10 protein-coding genes are annotated in these 14,320 nt (G+C 56.3%); 3 read left to right on the plus strand and 7 right to left on the minus strand.

The window, feature by feature from the left end; translation table 11 throughout:
* Positions 1–26: 26 nt before the first annotated feature.
* The 6 genes from AC1Q7H_RS28890 to AC1Q7H_RS28915 form a co-directional block, all read right to left on the minus strand.
* Positions 27–2,027, minus strand: coding sequence for a hypothetical protein (locus AC1Q7H_RS28890; RefSeq protein WP_492382034.1), 2,001 nt, complete (start codon positions 2,025–2,027; stop codon positions 27–29).
* Positions 2,024–2,578, minus strand: a complete 555-nt coding sequence (locus AC1Q7H_RS28895) for a hypothetical protein (protein ID WP_492382035.1) — start codon at positions 2,576–2,578, stop codon at positions 2,024–2,026. Before AC1Q7H_RS28895 ends, AC1Q7H_RS28890 begins: the two co-directional genes overlap by 4 nt.
* Positions 2,568–3,914 carry a dsDNA nuclease domain-containing protein gene (locus tag AC1Q7H_RS28900; protein WP_492382036.1) on the minus strand — a complete coding sequence of 449 codons (1,347 nt, stop codon included), beginning with the start codon at positions 3,912–3,914 and terminating at the stop codon, positions 2,568–2,570. The genes AC1Q7H_RS28895 and AC1Q7H_RS28900 overlap by 11 nt, the downstream gene beginning before the upstream one ends.
* A 53-nt stretch (positions 3,915–3,967) precedes the next feature.
* Positions 3,968–5,416: an argonaute/piwi family protein gene (locus AC1Q7H_RS28905; protein WP_492382037.1), complete on the minus strand. Its 1,449-nt coding sequence runs from the start codon at positions 5,414–5,416 to the stop codon at positions 3,968–3,970.
* Positions 5,416–6,735: a DUF4365 domain-containing protein gene (locus AC1Q7H_RS28910; protein WP_492382038.1), complete on the minus strand. Its 1,320-nt coding sequence runs from the start codon at positions 6,733–6,735 to the stop codon at positions 5,416–5,418. Before AC1Q7H_RS28910 ends, AC1Q7H_RS28905 begins: the two co-directional genes overlap by 1 nt.
* Before the next feature lie 1,520 nt (positions 6,736–8,255).
* Positions 8,256–8,756 carry a DUF6471 domain-containing protein gene (locus tag AC1Q7H_RS28915; protein WP_492382039.1) on the minus strand — a complete coding sequence of 167 codons (501 nt, stop codon included), beginning with the start codon at positions 8,754–8,756 and terminating at the stop codon, positions 8,256–8,258.
* 218 nt (positions 8,757–8,974) lie between these two features.
* Between AC1Q7H_RS28915 and AC1Q7H_RS28920 the strand changes: the two genes are divergently transcribed.
* Positions 8,975–9,469 (plus strand): HAD domain-containing protein, encoded by a 495-nt coding sequence (locus AC1Q7H_RS28920; protein ID WP_492382040.1) that lies wholly within the window; start codon positions 8,975–8,977, stop codon positions 9,467–9,469.
* Between the two features lie 555 nt (positions 9,470–10,024).
* On the opposite strand, the gene AC1Q7H_RS28925 is transcribed toward AC1Q7H_RS28920, so the two are convergent.
* Complete coding sequence (locus AC1Q7H_RS28925) at positions 10,025–10,393, minus strand: hypothetical protein (RefSeq protein WP_492382041.1); 369 nt, start codon at positions 10,391–10,393, stop codon at positions 10,025–10,027.
* A gap of 1,038 nt (positions 10,394–11,431) precedes the next feature.
* Between AC1Q7H_RS28925 and AC1Q7H_RS28930 the strand changes: the two genes are divergently transcribed.
* On the plus strand, positions 11,432–12,685 hold the full coding sequence (locus tag AC1Q7H_RS28930) for an IS256 family transposase (RefSeq protein ID WP_492382043.1): 1,254 nt from the start codon (positions 11,432–11,434) through the stop codon (positions 12,683–12,685).
* Between the two features lie 149 nt (positions 12,686–12,834).
* Positions 12,835–14,253: a TnsD family Tn7-like transposition protein gene (locus tag AC1Q7H_RS28935; protein ID WP_492382042.1), complete on the plus strand. Its 1,419-nt coding sequence runs from the start codon at positions 12,835–12,837 to the stop codon at positions 14,251–14,253.
* Positions 14,254–14,320 lie beyond the last annotated feature (67 nt).

A 14,320-nucleotide genomic window follows, 5' to 3' on the forward strand; every position in this document is an offset into this window, starting at 1 on the left:
TCAGGCAAAGCGTTACGAGCCGGTGTTTACAAATCTTCGTCGTCATCTTGCTTTCCATCTGGCTCTACCGCAGCTGGTATCACGGGTACTTTGAAGTAAGGAATAAGCGGACGCTCTGTTTGGCTGCCCGGCGCCATATGGCGCTCGCGCACATCGAGCTCGAGACCAGCAGGAACCGGGAAAAACTCCTTATCTATAAGAATGAACTGCGTCTCCTTTAGTTCAGATGCCGCCAACTCATAGACCATTCCATAGAACGCTTGGAACAACTCGCGGTTCTCTCGCTCGCTCACATTTTTCATGGCGGAGTCGACGATGAGCAGGCTCGGCAGCGCAGCTCCGGTCTTGGCCGCGAGACGATGTAGTGCAATTGCGTAGCAGGCCTTGAAGATGGTTTTCATGCCACCACTGCTCATGTTCGCGAAGGACGTTACTGCAAAGTCCTCGGCCTCGGTTGGCATCACTTCCGGCACCAAAGTCCTGGGGTCGATGACGACCTTATCGGTTTCGCTCACACCAGGGAATCGTGAGCGAACCAAGCAGTTCAGGAAGAACTCTTCCAAGTCACGGAGGTTCTGTCTATCTTGGAACGCTTTCTCTCGCGCTCTTGCTAGATTGGCTCGCATCTCGGATTCCTCTCCATGGAGGCTGTCAGCGGCAGACAGTAACTCATCGAGCTTTTCCGGCAACTTGCGATAGGACTGTAGAGCGCTCACCTGTTGTTCGAGAATGGCTTCGTCGCGCTCAAACTGCAGTGCTTGAGACAAAAATGCAGAGTCGTAGTCCGCCATGCGTTGATTGAGCTCCTGGTCTACGCGTGCCTTGTCTGCCAAGATGCGCTCAAGCTGCCTCGTGATAAGGAGCTCTTGCTTGTGTAGGCCCTGCAAGGTCTCCTGGAGTTCGCCAAGTCGCATCTTGAGGTCCGCCTCGACTACCTCGCTGCTTAGATGCTCGTGCGGCTCTTCACGCTCGTCTTGCCCGCAGACCGGGCAAACTGCGGGATTTCTGTTGGGGAGCTGCTGCGTGCATCTCGGGCAGCTCGTAAAGTCTACGGCCGCGAGGAGCGCTCGGGCTGACATCGTCCGGTTGAATCGCACGGAGAGCATTTTCAGCTCGTTGATGTGTCGCTCGGTACTTTCGCCCCTTTGTTGCACCGCCGAGGTCATGTCCTCAAGGTTCTTTGCTTCGGCCGCAAGAGCTCTTCCTTTCGCTCGCAACGCTTCGACTGCGTGCCCGCCTGTATCTCGGTTCTGCCGTGCGTTCAGCGCAGCCGTGCGGACGGCCTCTGACTGGGTCCGCAACGACTCAATGCGGGTGTCAATCTCCGCTGGATTCGAGAAACCGGCCTCTTCCAGGGCCTTGGTCAGTGCTTCGGCGGCCACCTTTGCGGCAAGTTTGCGCTCGTGCAACTGCTGTAGCTCTGCCTCCATTTGGGCGACCTGGTCCTGGTGGTATCCCAGGATGAAACGCATTGCATCGATGCTCTTGGCTCGTCTGACTTGGTCTCCATCAACGTCAAGCAGAAAGAAGTCACTGTCGATGTCATCTTGGTCCAAATAGCAAAACCTGAACAGGTCGCGCAGGCTTAAACGCTCCAAGCGCTCATTGCCCGTGCGTCGTCCCTTGCGGACTTTGGGCGCGTCAAGTCTTGCAAGATAGAAGACGAGGTCTGAAAGAACTTGAATGTTCGTGCCTGGGACGACAAAGTCGTCAGCCTTTCGGGCAGGCATGAGCACTTCGATTCTTTGGTCGCCTTCAAGCCAACTAGCAATTACGCTGTTGGACTCACGTTCTCGATAGATGGTGAGCGGACACCCCGACACCTCGAGACTGAGCACTGCCGAGTTGAACTCAGTTTGCAGTGCCGGCGTGAGCTGGATTTTTGCGCCCAAGCAGTAGTCAATCAGCTTGGCAATGCTGGTCTTGCCCGCACCAATCTTTCCCCAGTAGAAGTTGATATGTCCAAACTCCAGGGTTTCTACCGACCGCCGGAAGTTCAACTGCAGGGACTTCAGTCTCAGTCTCATATCGTGATAGCGGCGCCCCAGCGCATGTTCATAATTTCGGGGAAAGTCTCGTAAACGAAGTTCTTTAAGCCTGACCCGGACATGGCACCGAAGGTGCGAGATACAAGTGCCGCACGGGCAGCGAGGTCCTCCAAGTCGGCATCATCATTCAACTTGGCCGCAGCCTCAGCCCCGCGCTCAGTAAGCCATAGCTTAACGGTTCGTCCGTCAACGCCCGCGTGGACTAAGCCCTTGCTTACCAGTAACGCAATCCAGCGCCGATACCTGCGGTCCCACGGCCCATAGCGGAAGCGAACCATCTTTGACTCGATAGTCGTCCTTTCAAAGTCTTGGATGTTTGCGTCAGCGATGGACCTATCGCGCGCCAGCAATGCTCGTTCGAGACAATTTGGATACCGAAGGAGGAAGTCCAGCTTGGCGAGCTTAGTCACGCCTTCAATCGGCTTCCCCTTCTTGCCGGAGTGCGCAGCCATGAGCATGAGCAATCTTGCCATGTGCAAATTGTCGTCGAGTTCGGTCTCTGCTAGCGCTTGCACCAGTTCAAGAGCCATTGCCGTCTTCCTCAAGGGGTACTCCCCAAGCAAAGTGGCAACTGCCCGATAGGAGGCCGGCAACGCCCATGAGAGTTTCCTCGCGCTCGTTCTCTACACTGGCACGGTCATGAAGCGCTCTTTCGGAGGCCCGCTCCACAAGGCGCTGTAGGATGAGGGCTCCCCGTTTGCGCTCATCGTCCTCTGTGGCGGCGCGGACTTCAGCGTTCTTGCACTCTACTAGCATTACGCTGAGGAGTTGCTTTCGCTTTCGCAAGGCTGCTTCGGGGTCAACCAGAGCCTCTTCAAGCAAACGCTGCTCTGCAGAAATTGCCTGAAGCCACAAAGCAGGGAAGTAGTTGCCGACATACCCCGCAGTCATTTTTCGACGAAGCACATCCCTCTGTCCCTGTACATCACCAACCTGCAAGAAGCCACCAATATCTGCGTAGCGAAAGCCTGCACCGGGATGTTGCTTGAGTCTGGCTTCGACATCCCCCGCGCCGATGCGCTTACCACGAACTACGTTCGCTGGTCGCCCATCAGCGCGAAGGATGGACGAGAAGAAATCGATGGCAGGTATGGCCATAGAGCTCGCGTCGCCGACCATTAGCAGTAGTTCATCGCGCAGCTGGTCAATCCACGCCATAGTGAATTGCCGGCATGGGGCGAGGCCGCTGACTACTGCACTTAACTGTTCGCGGTAGCCCTCCAAGGGAAGACCCTTTTGAAACTCAAGCTTGCGCAACGTGTTGAAAACGAGCTCCGGGGCCGCACAAATTGCCTTAACCAGAGCGTCAAACGCGTCGTTGTAGGGCGGGGGGATGCTGTCGGGACCTTCCGCAGTTCTGCAAGCATTGCAAAGCCGCACCGGACTTGTCGACAGCGTCCCTGCTTTAGTTGCCGTCGGTCCGGGGATGTACGGTCCGACGTTTGAATAGAAGATGTACTGCTCAATCTGCAGTGCGAACTTAGATTCGTGGTCAACGAACTTTCGCATAGCATCCAAGAAGCCGCGGTCTCGACAACGCCAGCGAGCACCAGGCGAAGATTCCGTCTTCACCTGAATCGCATGGAAGCGCCCGTTGGCGAGTTCTCCGAGCAGGTCGTCATGATGCTCGCACCAAATGGCGACGAAGTCGTTGTTGGCGGCAAGCGCTCCTGCAAGAAGTACTACCCCCGCAGACCACTGATACCGAAACAACGCCTGAGTCTCATCACCTCGGTCGCTTTGCAGCGTTGCCAACCCGCCGGCCTGACCTGGAAGCCCCATCGCAGGGTCAATGCGTGTGCGGTACCCCATGAAATTGTCTACCTCCTCAGCGCTATCGGTGTATTCACTGACGAATTGATGCAAGTTATCGGTCGGCCCTCGATGAAATCTTACTGAGTACTAGCATCCCAGCCCAACTACATGTAGAAGCTGTAGCGAGGTTGCACAATGCCACCTTCAGGCACGTACTTGAGCACCTTTCCGACCTGATGAGCAACTCGCATTGTGATGGGCTCACCGCCATCGAATTGGGTGTTATTCCAGTTGAGTTTCGTTAGCGCAAGTATTTCTTCCGCGAGCCGACGTGGGCTGGTATCCGCCTGCGCAATCTGAAATTTCAATGGCCGAGGGACATACATGCCAGGATACGTCGCGTAGTATGGAACGCTGCCTCTCGTGTATAGCAAATGGTTCGCTTGGTCGAGACTCAGTAACGTTCCTCTCAGCGGCGGATAGTTCCCATCACGAAAGAGCCGCGTGAATGACTTGGTCACGACCAAGAAATCTGCTGTTTCAAGCCCTTGGTCATCCACGGCCGCGTTGAAGCCATCGAGTTCGTCAACGCTATACCTAGAGCTCTTATGGACAACGACCCTCGCCGGAGGGTGCTTGTGCTCGCGCCTATACTCCTTCAATGCAGTTGTGAGTAGTAGATGCGCGTCATTGCGGGAGAGATGTGGCTGCCTATCGTCCTTAGCTAGCTCAACTGCCTTTCCGCGCACGATTACACCCTCACCGCGCTCATCGTAGACCTGGGCCATACTGGTTACCAGGTTGGCTTGGTCGACAGACCGATAGAAGCTGATGCCAACAAAGCAGGCGTGAAGCTCTGATGGGTCGCGGACGATGCGCCATGGTCGATAGTTTGCTTTGTAGTACAGCGCGGTATGAAAGTTCCAAGCCCTGGTTGCCTCATCCTGGAGTACGCGCTTCTCTCCCTTTTTGCTTGATTTGCCCTTCGCCGTATCGTCATACGTTTGAGGTAGCACAAGCTGTATGGGCTGGTTCATTCGCATGACCTTCGCTTTCAACATATGGCGAAGGTCAAGGGTGCTCCCATAATCTAGGGCGTCTTGCTCGGGGTTGAATTCGGCGGTTACTTCGCTAGCGTCATCTTCCTCCAAGGCAACTAGCTCAGGCGGCACTCCGACGATGACCACGTCAGGTCGTCCCGACTCGCTTACCGCCTGGACTTCGTTGTAGAGCAGCGACTCTCCCTCGGCAATAGCCATTATCTGGGACTGCGAGGTTATACGGGCCAGCTCTCTTGTCGACAGCGTTCTAACCAAGCTTGGGTCAACTTCAAATTCAGCACGGAACGGTGAATCAGCGCCGAAGCCGGGGAAGTCCGGGAAAAGGTGTGGCTGGCGACTCGCCTTGGCCTTAATGCCCACCTTGCTGCGCTCGAGCCACTGCAGGATTCCATCCACCGTTTGCTGCGTCCCGACTATGCCAAGACGAATACGACGTGGTTGGCCCTCAATGCTATCCAGTGGGCCAAAGAGTGCAATCCCTTGGCGCATGTCCACATGCCTGTGGTGCCCGCCAAACTCCAATTCCGGCTCTTCAAGGAAGTCTAGTTTCATCACGCAAGCTCGAATAACGGAGGAGATGAACTGTTGCCTTGCTGCTTCTCGATGGCGTCTGATGAGGTCCACGCGCCATCGTCAATACCGCGGTCGGTGCTGAATGCCAAAGGCGGCCCGAAAGCAAGAAATGAATAACCCTCGTCAAAAAGGCCCGGAGGGTTACGTAAAATGTCGGCCCACATCATAAGCTGGCCACGTATCGCACCGTTCTTCTCCAATTCCTTGATGCCCTTCAGCCAGTCCTCGTGCCACCTGCTCTGCTCGAAGCCATTCTTAGTGAAGAAGTAGGTCGGAGTAACTTCAAGGTACCAGTCGTCGTCGAAGCGATAGAACTGCGCCTTCATTGCTGAATGTCGGAAGCCCATCAGATGCTTCTTTTGCTTGTTGATGCGCTCCTTAAATACCTCTCTGGCTGTGGCCTTCTTTTCCCCTCGATATGCGTAGTCATACGGCTTCTTGTCGTCGGAGGGAGGGAAGAAGAAGCATCGGGTTGCCTTGTCAAATCGAAGCGCCTCGGGCATTGAGCGAAGCTTCTCTCGCAAACAGCTATTCATGAGGTTCACGAAATCGCGTTGTCGGTCGGGGTCCTTCGACGATGCCCATTCGTTGACGCCAAAATCTTCGACCGTACCTCGGTCACACACCTCTTGATACTGCGGGTCCGTCAAGTCCCGGACCGTGAGGATTCGCTCGTTCTTCAGAACGAATTCGAGCCGCAGGTTGGTCTCGCGTAGCGCCTGCCCAATTTCCTTGGGTGTTCGGTAGCGCGTTTCAGCCAGGTAGAGGCGTTCGGGGAGCTTGATAACGGGCAATAAGTTGCTGACAAGTGTCTCGTGCTTCGTGAGGGCAGGTGCAACGCCGCGGGGCGAGGCTGCCTGCGCTAGTTCAACAAGCCGGCCTCTGCTACTTTCTTCCAGCGAGTCTCGGCTCTTGACGAATCGGAGTCGCTTTTCTCCGCCCTCTGAGGGCGCCTTGATGACTTGCCAGTAAGCCTCACTGGTAGCAGGCCTTGAAACTACAAGGATGACCGGCACGCTATGGGCAAGCCAGTACGCAATATCGCGGGCATCTGGCCAATAATCGAAGCCATCGTCCGTTTCATTTTGGAATGCCGAGACCGCCTTACTTTGCACCTTGATGAGCATGCCGGTCATTCGGCCGTTGGACGCATCTCGAATCTCGATTTCGCCATCTATTCCTGCGTCATGTTGCGCGGTGGGTCTCCACACGAGTCCCATTCGGGATACTCTCAGTTCTATCAGGCCCGTTCCTTGGGTGCCTAGCAACTGGCTATCAGTCAGCTTCTTATCGTTCATTTGCCATCCAATAGACCTACTTCGGACAGTTCCGGCCGGGCCGCCTGGGCCGGCGTCAATCTTCGATTCTGGATTCTGAGATGCCCATACATTGTAAATGTTTGCTTAAGCTGTGGGATGGGGGCGTTGCCTACCTGACTCCAGTCCGGACGCCCCCTCCTAAAGTAGGGGCGCGACTGACGTCTTCGTCCTCATGCCTTTCGGGCTCACTATCCTCGCGACGGTGCCCGATAGCCGACGCAACTATCCGGGAAGCAGTTGCTTGCATCCTTCTGCGAACGGCCTACACTGCATTTGCGGGTCTCCCCGTGCCTTGCTGCCACCACAAGAAGCAGAACTACACCTCGGCAGCGTCTCTTCCAATCCTGTTTGCATACCCGCTAGCGCACGAAGCATTTTGTTGCTCAATGCGTTCGCTCACGCCGTCGATAACAAGCTGGTGTGAACCTGCTTCGGCGGCTTCACGTTCTCGGCCCCCCCCTCAGCGCTCACTTGGGGGGGCGGGGACAGAGCTGCCTGCTAGTTGCCAACTAGAGCGAGGCTGACGCGATAGCTCCAGGGCAGACATCAAGTGCCGTGCCATGCGGCAAGGAGGCACCTATGCCAATTTGGTCAGTTGCACCGGTTGAAGAGCAGCCTGATATAACGCTTCGCCGTTGGAGAGTCTTCGAGACTGAGCGAGGCGAGCGTCATTTCGTTGGCTATTGTGTGGAAAACGATTCTGGGCGTGTGAGTTCTGCAATCGCTTCCTTTGATGCCGCGTCAAGAGCGGGCATCACTCGTAGCGGACGACGATATGTCTTGTCACGCGGACCAGGTCTCGATGCGGACGCGATACTCGTGTGGAGCTTATGGGCTAGGCACAATGACGTTACCGAGACGAAGGACGTCAGCAGTGAGTATGTGGCACCCACGGAATCTGATAAGTAGCGTAATCGGTGGCCACTATGTCGGCAATTGCTCGGGGATGGGTAGTGCAGACGGGGGAGCGAACGCTGGAAGAATGGCGTGTCGTAGAAACATATCTTGGCGAGCGGCACTTTGTCGGCAAACTTCCAGGCGACGGTAGGTATTGGGCTACGCCTGCTATCGTTCGCTTCAATCCGGCGAAACTCACCGGAACTACAGCTCGTGGCCTCAGCTTCTCCTTAATAGGAAGGCCGGGGCCACGACGCGTTGCCGTTGAGGTTGCAGCCATGTACGCAGCATTTGACCCAAGATTGGTGGAGACCGTTGACGTCACAGGCGAGTACTCGCGATACCTTGAGCATGACCAGTAAAGGCTTCTGTCGGAGCCTGCTGCGGCTCCTATCGTTCCGCAAAAGCGGCAGCGGCTTGTGCGACCTGTGCGACCTTCCCACGCGATAGCGCCTTGAGCGGAGTGATGTTGCCTTGTCCCCGTGCATGAAGTGTAATTACTCTTGCCTTTCGCTTAAGGCGGCATAGACTTCGAGTGCGTGGTTTTACGTACCACATTGAGCGGGTAGAAGCTGAGCCACAAAGGCGCAGTCGAATCCCCACTACGTGTCGGATAGGCTGGCGCGTTCGATGTCTCTTTGGTCGACGAAACGGTCCAATCCGACAACAGGTGCGACCAGTGACAACTGGAGGACCAGCGTGAATGGGAAGTCGCCAGATGAAATCTGCGTAGTGAGAGAGGCGGGCCCTAGCAAGACACCCAACTTCGCTAGGCGAAGCTCAAGCTTTCCGGCGTCGAGCGCGTGTGTAGTGAGTTCATGGAGGAAGATATGCTTTGCAGCGCTTTCCCAAGACTCTTCAGTCTCCAGCCATGTATCCCATATATCTGGGTACTCGGAGTCGACAGCTCGCAAAACTTGAAGGAAGAACGCGAATCGGTAGGTGCCGCGCTGGATTCGACTTTCAGCAGCTCTTAACGATTCCGGGATTCCCATGGCACAGAGGGCCTTCGCAAGTTCGTCATAGCTGACCCCTTTGCGAGCAAGCAATCCTCGTGCTGTTCGTGACGCAAGGCGGGTCCACGGAGTATCGACATGGCTCACGGTACAACCTTCTCACATAAGGTAAAACACCGCTCACCGCGTAGGCGGTGAGCTGTCTTGAAGGTCGACTTCATATAAGCAGAACTCCACTCAAAAGGAAGAAGCCGGACTTATCTACGTCGACGACGGAGCGAGCATTACGGAATTCTAAGCCCGGATGGGCATGAACGCTTCCGCTTGCTTACTACGGCTCGTATAGCTCTTTAAGAGGTGTCGTTATGGGAATAGCGACCCTTTACCTCGGAGTCGACGGCGTTTTGCATCCCTCCGAAATCTCTCTCAACCGTGGTCAGAAGCCGCACTTACGCGTGTCCGGCCATGCCACATTCGAGAATAATCCGTTCCTGGAACGCGTGCTGCGTGCCTGCCCAACTACCCGCGTGGTTCTGCACAGCTGGTGGGTCTACTACCTTGGCTACAGGGCCACCGTAAGTCAACTCCCACTTACAGTCCAACGGAACGTCGTGGGAGCGACTCTTCCCGGGAACAAGGTCTTGCGACAAGGTCTGAGACCCGTGTCATCGCGCCGGGAATGGCTTCACGCTGACATGGAGAGAAGGCGTCCGGTTAGTCCGGTCTTGCTCGACTACGATTGTAGCCAAATTGTCGCCAGGCTTACCGACCGAAGTTTGATATTGGATGGGAGGCGCGGCCTCGCGTCAGAGAGACTATGCGAGGCGTTAATTGAGTTGCTAGACAAGGCTACTAGGTAGCGGAGAAAGGCTGTGCCGCGAAGGGCGCCGCCTGGTAAGCAGGCTGAACTGTATCGGGCCCTCTTGCACACTTCAATTGCAATCGGGTACCATCCCCGCCGCCCGGTGATGAGTGGGCCCTATTTATGAGCTCGCAACTAGCTCCGAGGTTGCACTATATCACGAAATGCTATTTTCGCAAGCGCCGCAAATGCGCCGCGGAATCGACCGAAGGAGACCCGACACGGCCAACTGACCAAGCAAATTCTCCAAAACAAAAACGGGAACAAGGCGGCAACCTTGTCCCCGTTCCATTTGAGCGTCCTCATAGAGGAGCATCAAACGCTTCTACGCGCGCGTATGGTGCCAAGGCTATGGGGCGTTGTCAACCCCTGCCCGCTCGGTTTTTGAGCCGCGGGAGGATGAACCTCGACCATATGCGGAATCAATTTCCTCGCTACCGCGTGTATGCACAGGCAGTTCCTGCCGGTCAATCGGCACGCATCTCTCAGCGTTGCGCGCGACGAGCTCTCGCGCCAAGGGGTTTCACTGATGGGAAGTCAGTGGAGTCCGGCCTCACTCGCGCTGCAACAGCAGTGCTGGTCGTACGAGGTGGAGCATGAGCAGTGCAAACGCATTTGCCCCCAGCACTGGCAATGACGTCCGGCGTTTGTCAAATGCCTCCCGACTCAGCGCGCCGCTGATTTCTGCTTGCAGAAAAGGTGAGGAGCGACTCGCTGAGCTCATGCAGTTTCGGGACACCAGCGAGGTGAAGTCGCTGCTCCAGAACAGGGGGGTGCCGAGCGACCAAGAATTATGGACCGCAGATACCGGTCGGAAGCTCGATGCCCTTTCGAAGCTACCAAACGCATACCTACCAATAGATGAGAGCCTGACCTTCACCGAGATGCTCTTGGCAAAGGTGCGGAACGCTCTGTCTTCCAAGAATTTCGCTGACGAGAGATACCGGGAGTTCTTCTATGGCACCCGCGACGCGCTGCGTGGGGGGCACCTGCGCCCGCTTCCCGCGAACCTAAGTTCGCTTACTGGTGTGGGTATTAGCCTCTGCGGCCCATCCCAAATGGGACGTACAGCCCTTCTTCAACGCATTCGCACGATTCTCAAATCTCCGTTTCAGGTCGAACTGGAATCGCCTGGGCCCGCCATGATGTGGGTCATACCTTGCCTCAATCTCTCATATCCCTCGTGCGGAACGCCGAATGGTCTCCTACGAGACCTCAGGGACAAAGTCGTGTCCGAAGTTGGCAGAGCAGACACGCCAGTCGGCGTGTTCTCGGAACTACGTGGACCTGAAGGAATTAATGCCGCAATCTCGCTATGCATCTTGATGAACGTCGCACTTGTTGTTGTCGATGGAGCGTGCGCTGAGTCAACGATGACCGGTAAGCCTCTTGAGGTTCTTGGTTTCCTGCAGAAACTGCAGCAGTACTCGGGTATTCCAGTTGTGCTCTCGGGCTCCAGTCCCTTCATGCACGTAGCTGGAATGGCCGGAAGCACAAGCTCAAATCTCCTTTGTGGCCCGTCCTTGAACTTTGACCCGTTGCCTCAACCGAGCAGCAGGGCAGCCGCGTCTGCGCCCCACGCCGAAAGAAAGGGGATTTGGCACCAGATGAATGAGTGGCTCTGGTCTTTGGGGTTGTTCTCAAACGAAATCAAAATGCCAGATGAATTGCCACAGTGGACCCATCGCCTAACTATTGGGCGGCCTGGATGGCTGGTGCAAGGCTTCGAGGCGTTGCACGTTGAACTCGTAAAGAAGCCACATCTACTTGGGCCAGGAAAGCTGACAGAGGATGTCATACGCAAAGTGTTCGAAGTGCGACTGCGAGTGCACGCGGGGGCAAGACTTGTCGCAACTGAGTGCGCAATCAATGGCGACGTCGCCGAGCCTGTCAGATTTCTTGTGTGTTGAGGTCATGAGACGATATCGAAAGAAACGCCCTTATGACCGAAACAACAAGCATGACCAAGAAGAGCAAGAAATCGAGCGCGCCGAAGCTGTTTCCGGATGAGTTGATCGATCAACTACTGGCTCAGGTACAGAACAAGGACGCCGAGTCGATTCTCGGTGAATCAGGCTTGGCCGGCCTGCTCAAGAAGCAGTTGGCCGAGCGTATGCTTGCCGCCGAACTGACGCACCATCTGGCCAGCGAGGCCAAGCAAGGCAAGAGCGGCAATCACCGCAACGGCAGCAGTGCAAAGACCGTCATCACGCCCAACGGCGAGCTGGAACTGGACATTCCGCGCGACCGGCAAGCCACCTTCGAGCCGCAACTGGTCGCCAAGTACCAACGCCGGCTGTCCGGCTTCGACGACCACGTAATCAGCATGTATGCGCGCGGGATGAGCGTGCGTGAGATTCAGGGCCATTTGCAGGAACTGTATGGGCTGCAGGTCTCGCCTGACCTGATTTCCACCATCACCGACGAAGTGCTGGCCGAGGTCGAACAATGGCAGCAGCGTCCGCTGGAGGCGATGTACCCCATCGTCTACTTCGACGCGCTGCGCCTGAAGATCCGCGACGAAGGCACCGTCAGGAACAAGGCCGTCTACCTGGCCTTGGGTATCCGCGCCGACGGGCGCAAGGAGGTGCTCGGCCTGTGGATCGAGCAAACCGAGGGCGCCAAGTTCTGGCTCAAGGTCTTCAACGAGTTGAAGAACCGCGGCCTGGACGACATCCTGGTCGCCGTCGTCGACGGCCTGCGTGGCTTCCCCGAAGCGATCGAGGCCGTCTACCCCGGCGCGCAAATCCAGACCTGTATCGTCCACCTGATCCGCAACTCGCTGAACCTGGCGAGCTGGAAGGACCGCAAGGGCCTGGCGGCCGCGCTCAAGCCGATTTACCAGGCTGCCACGGCCGACGCCGCCGCCGGCGCGCTGCAGGCGTTCGCCGCCAGCGATTGGGGCCGGAAATTCCCGACGGTGGCCGACATGTGGCGCCGCCAATGGGAACAGGTCATCCCGTTCTTCGTCTACCCGCCCGAAGTACGCAGGATCATCTACACGACCAACGCCATCGAAAGCATGCACATGCAGTTGCGCAAGATCGTCAAGAACCGAGGTCACTTCCCCAGCGACGAGGCGGCCAGCAAGCTGCTTTACCTGGCCTTGCGCAACATCGAGAAAGATTGGAAGATGCCGCCCATCACCTGGAAACAAGCGGCCAACCAGTTCGCCATTCTCTTCGGTGACCGCTTCACCAACGCCCTACGCTGAGATTTATTTAACCGACCTCAGCACACAGAATTTCTGACACCTCCGTCTCCGATAAGACAGACTTCTTCAACTATATGGACCATCTACCCGCGGCCCTCTTTCGCCGCTCCGGGTACAAGCAATGGCTCCACGAGTTTGCGAGGTGATTCATGAGTGAATTGAGTTCTCAAGTGTTTCTCGCTTCCCCTTTCCCAGATGGCGAGGTTGTCAATTCATACCTTAGAAGGGCAAGTCAATTCAATTGCATTCCTTCAGTTGCGCTCACCTGTCGCCGCTTGCTTGCCCGCAAGCCTGGGCTCGACTTAATGCCGAGCGGCATGCGGCAGTTTCACCGGATTGTTGGCTACCTCTATGGCGACCTCGACGCATTGATTCAGGACCATACGGGGTCATCGCTCTATTGCTGTGGACTCCCACTTGGCAAGCACGAGTCACAGCGTGAGCGTCTATTGGAAACTATCCCAGGACCAGTTCGTCTGTGCCGGCTGCCAATCTTGTTTACTGAAACTGAAGGCGTTCGCATGGAGTGCCCAGAATGCCGCGATGAGCAAATCCGAGAGCTCGGATTCCCATTCGTCCACCGCAACACGATGGCGCCTTTTGTTTGCGCCTGCCCACGGCACCTCTGTGAACTTCGAGTGATGCCGAAGGAGGAGCGGATATTTGACACTTTATGCAGGGGGAAGCTGACACCGTACCAACTGCAGGTCGCTATTGAGTTCGCTGCTCGAGTTTCGGACTGCCTCGAGGCTCCTCCACTGAAGTCCGGGTATCACAAGGACCTCCTGATAGAGAAGCTTCGCGCTTCTGGATGGGCTACCGAACGTGGTCGTTTGCATCTCGCCGACTTGCTGGTCGAATTTCAGCGATTCTTTGATGACGCTTTCGCCGACGCCCGGCTCAAAGCACTGACCCAGACAGCGACATACATCGAGGCAGCGATACGCTCGATTCTCAGGAGAGACCGCGCCATCCACCCTGTATGGTGCATGCTATTCGCCTGGTTCGCTGAAAATTGCGAATGCACGATACGCGTGAAACCACGGCTGAAACGAGAGGTACGGGAGTTGCCGAAGGTCGAGAATCTAGCGGCGCTGTACGAATTGCATGGCTCATTTGGAGCGGTTTCACGGCTGTCAGGTGTGAACGCCTCTGTTCTGGCCTACATGGCGAGGCGAGCCGGGCACGAATCGGCGCGCCATAGGCAAATAGATAACAAAAAGTTCGGGGAACTCGAGACTGCCCTTAGAGGGGGACAGAATCCCAGAGAGGTTGCTCGCCGCTTTGAGGTATCTCTCAGCACTGCGTACAGAATTCTTGCTGCCACCGAGGGGACGGAGAGTGCGAGGGCGCGTGCAACCAGGGCGCGCACCGCGGCAGCCAAAACGCAATGGTTGCTGTTGTTGGAAGCTAACCCTTGCGCGTCGTCCCAGGAGCTTAGAAAGCGACATCCGGCAATTTGGTCTCAACTTCGCCGTAACGACGCACAGTGGCTCCGTGAGCAAGTGCGCCGGACATCCGGCGCAATTCGACGAAGAAGGCCGAGCAGGTTCCCCTCCCTTCTATGAGCAGTGGTTTGTCAAGTCCCTTTGGGAGGTTGGGGCTAGTCGACCGACGATCAAACTTCCTACGTGC

The organism is Cupriavidus sp. GW823-FHT06D04 (assembly GCF_058795055.1).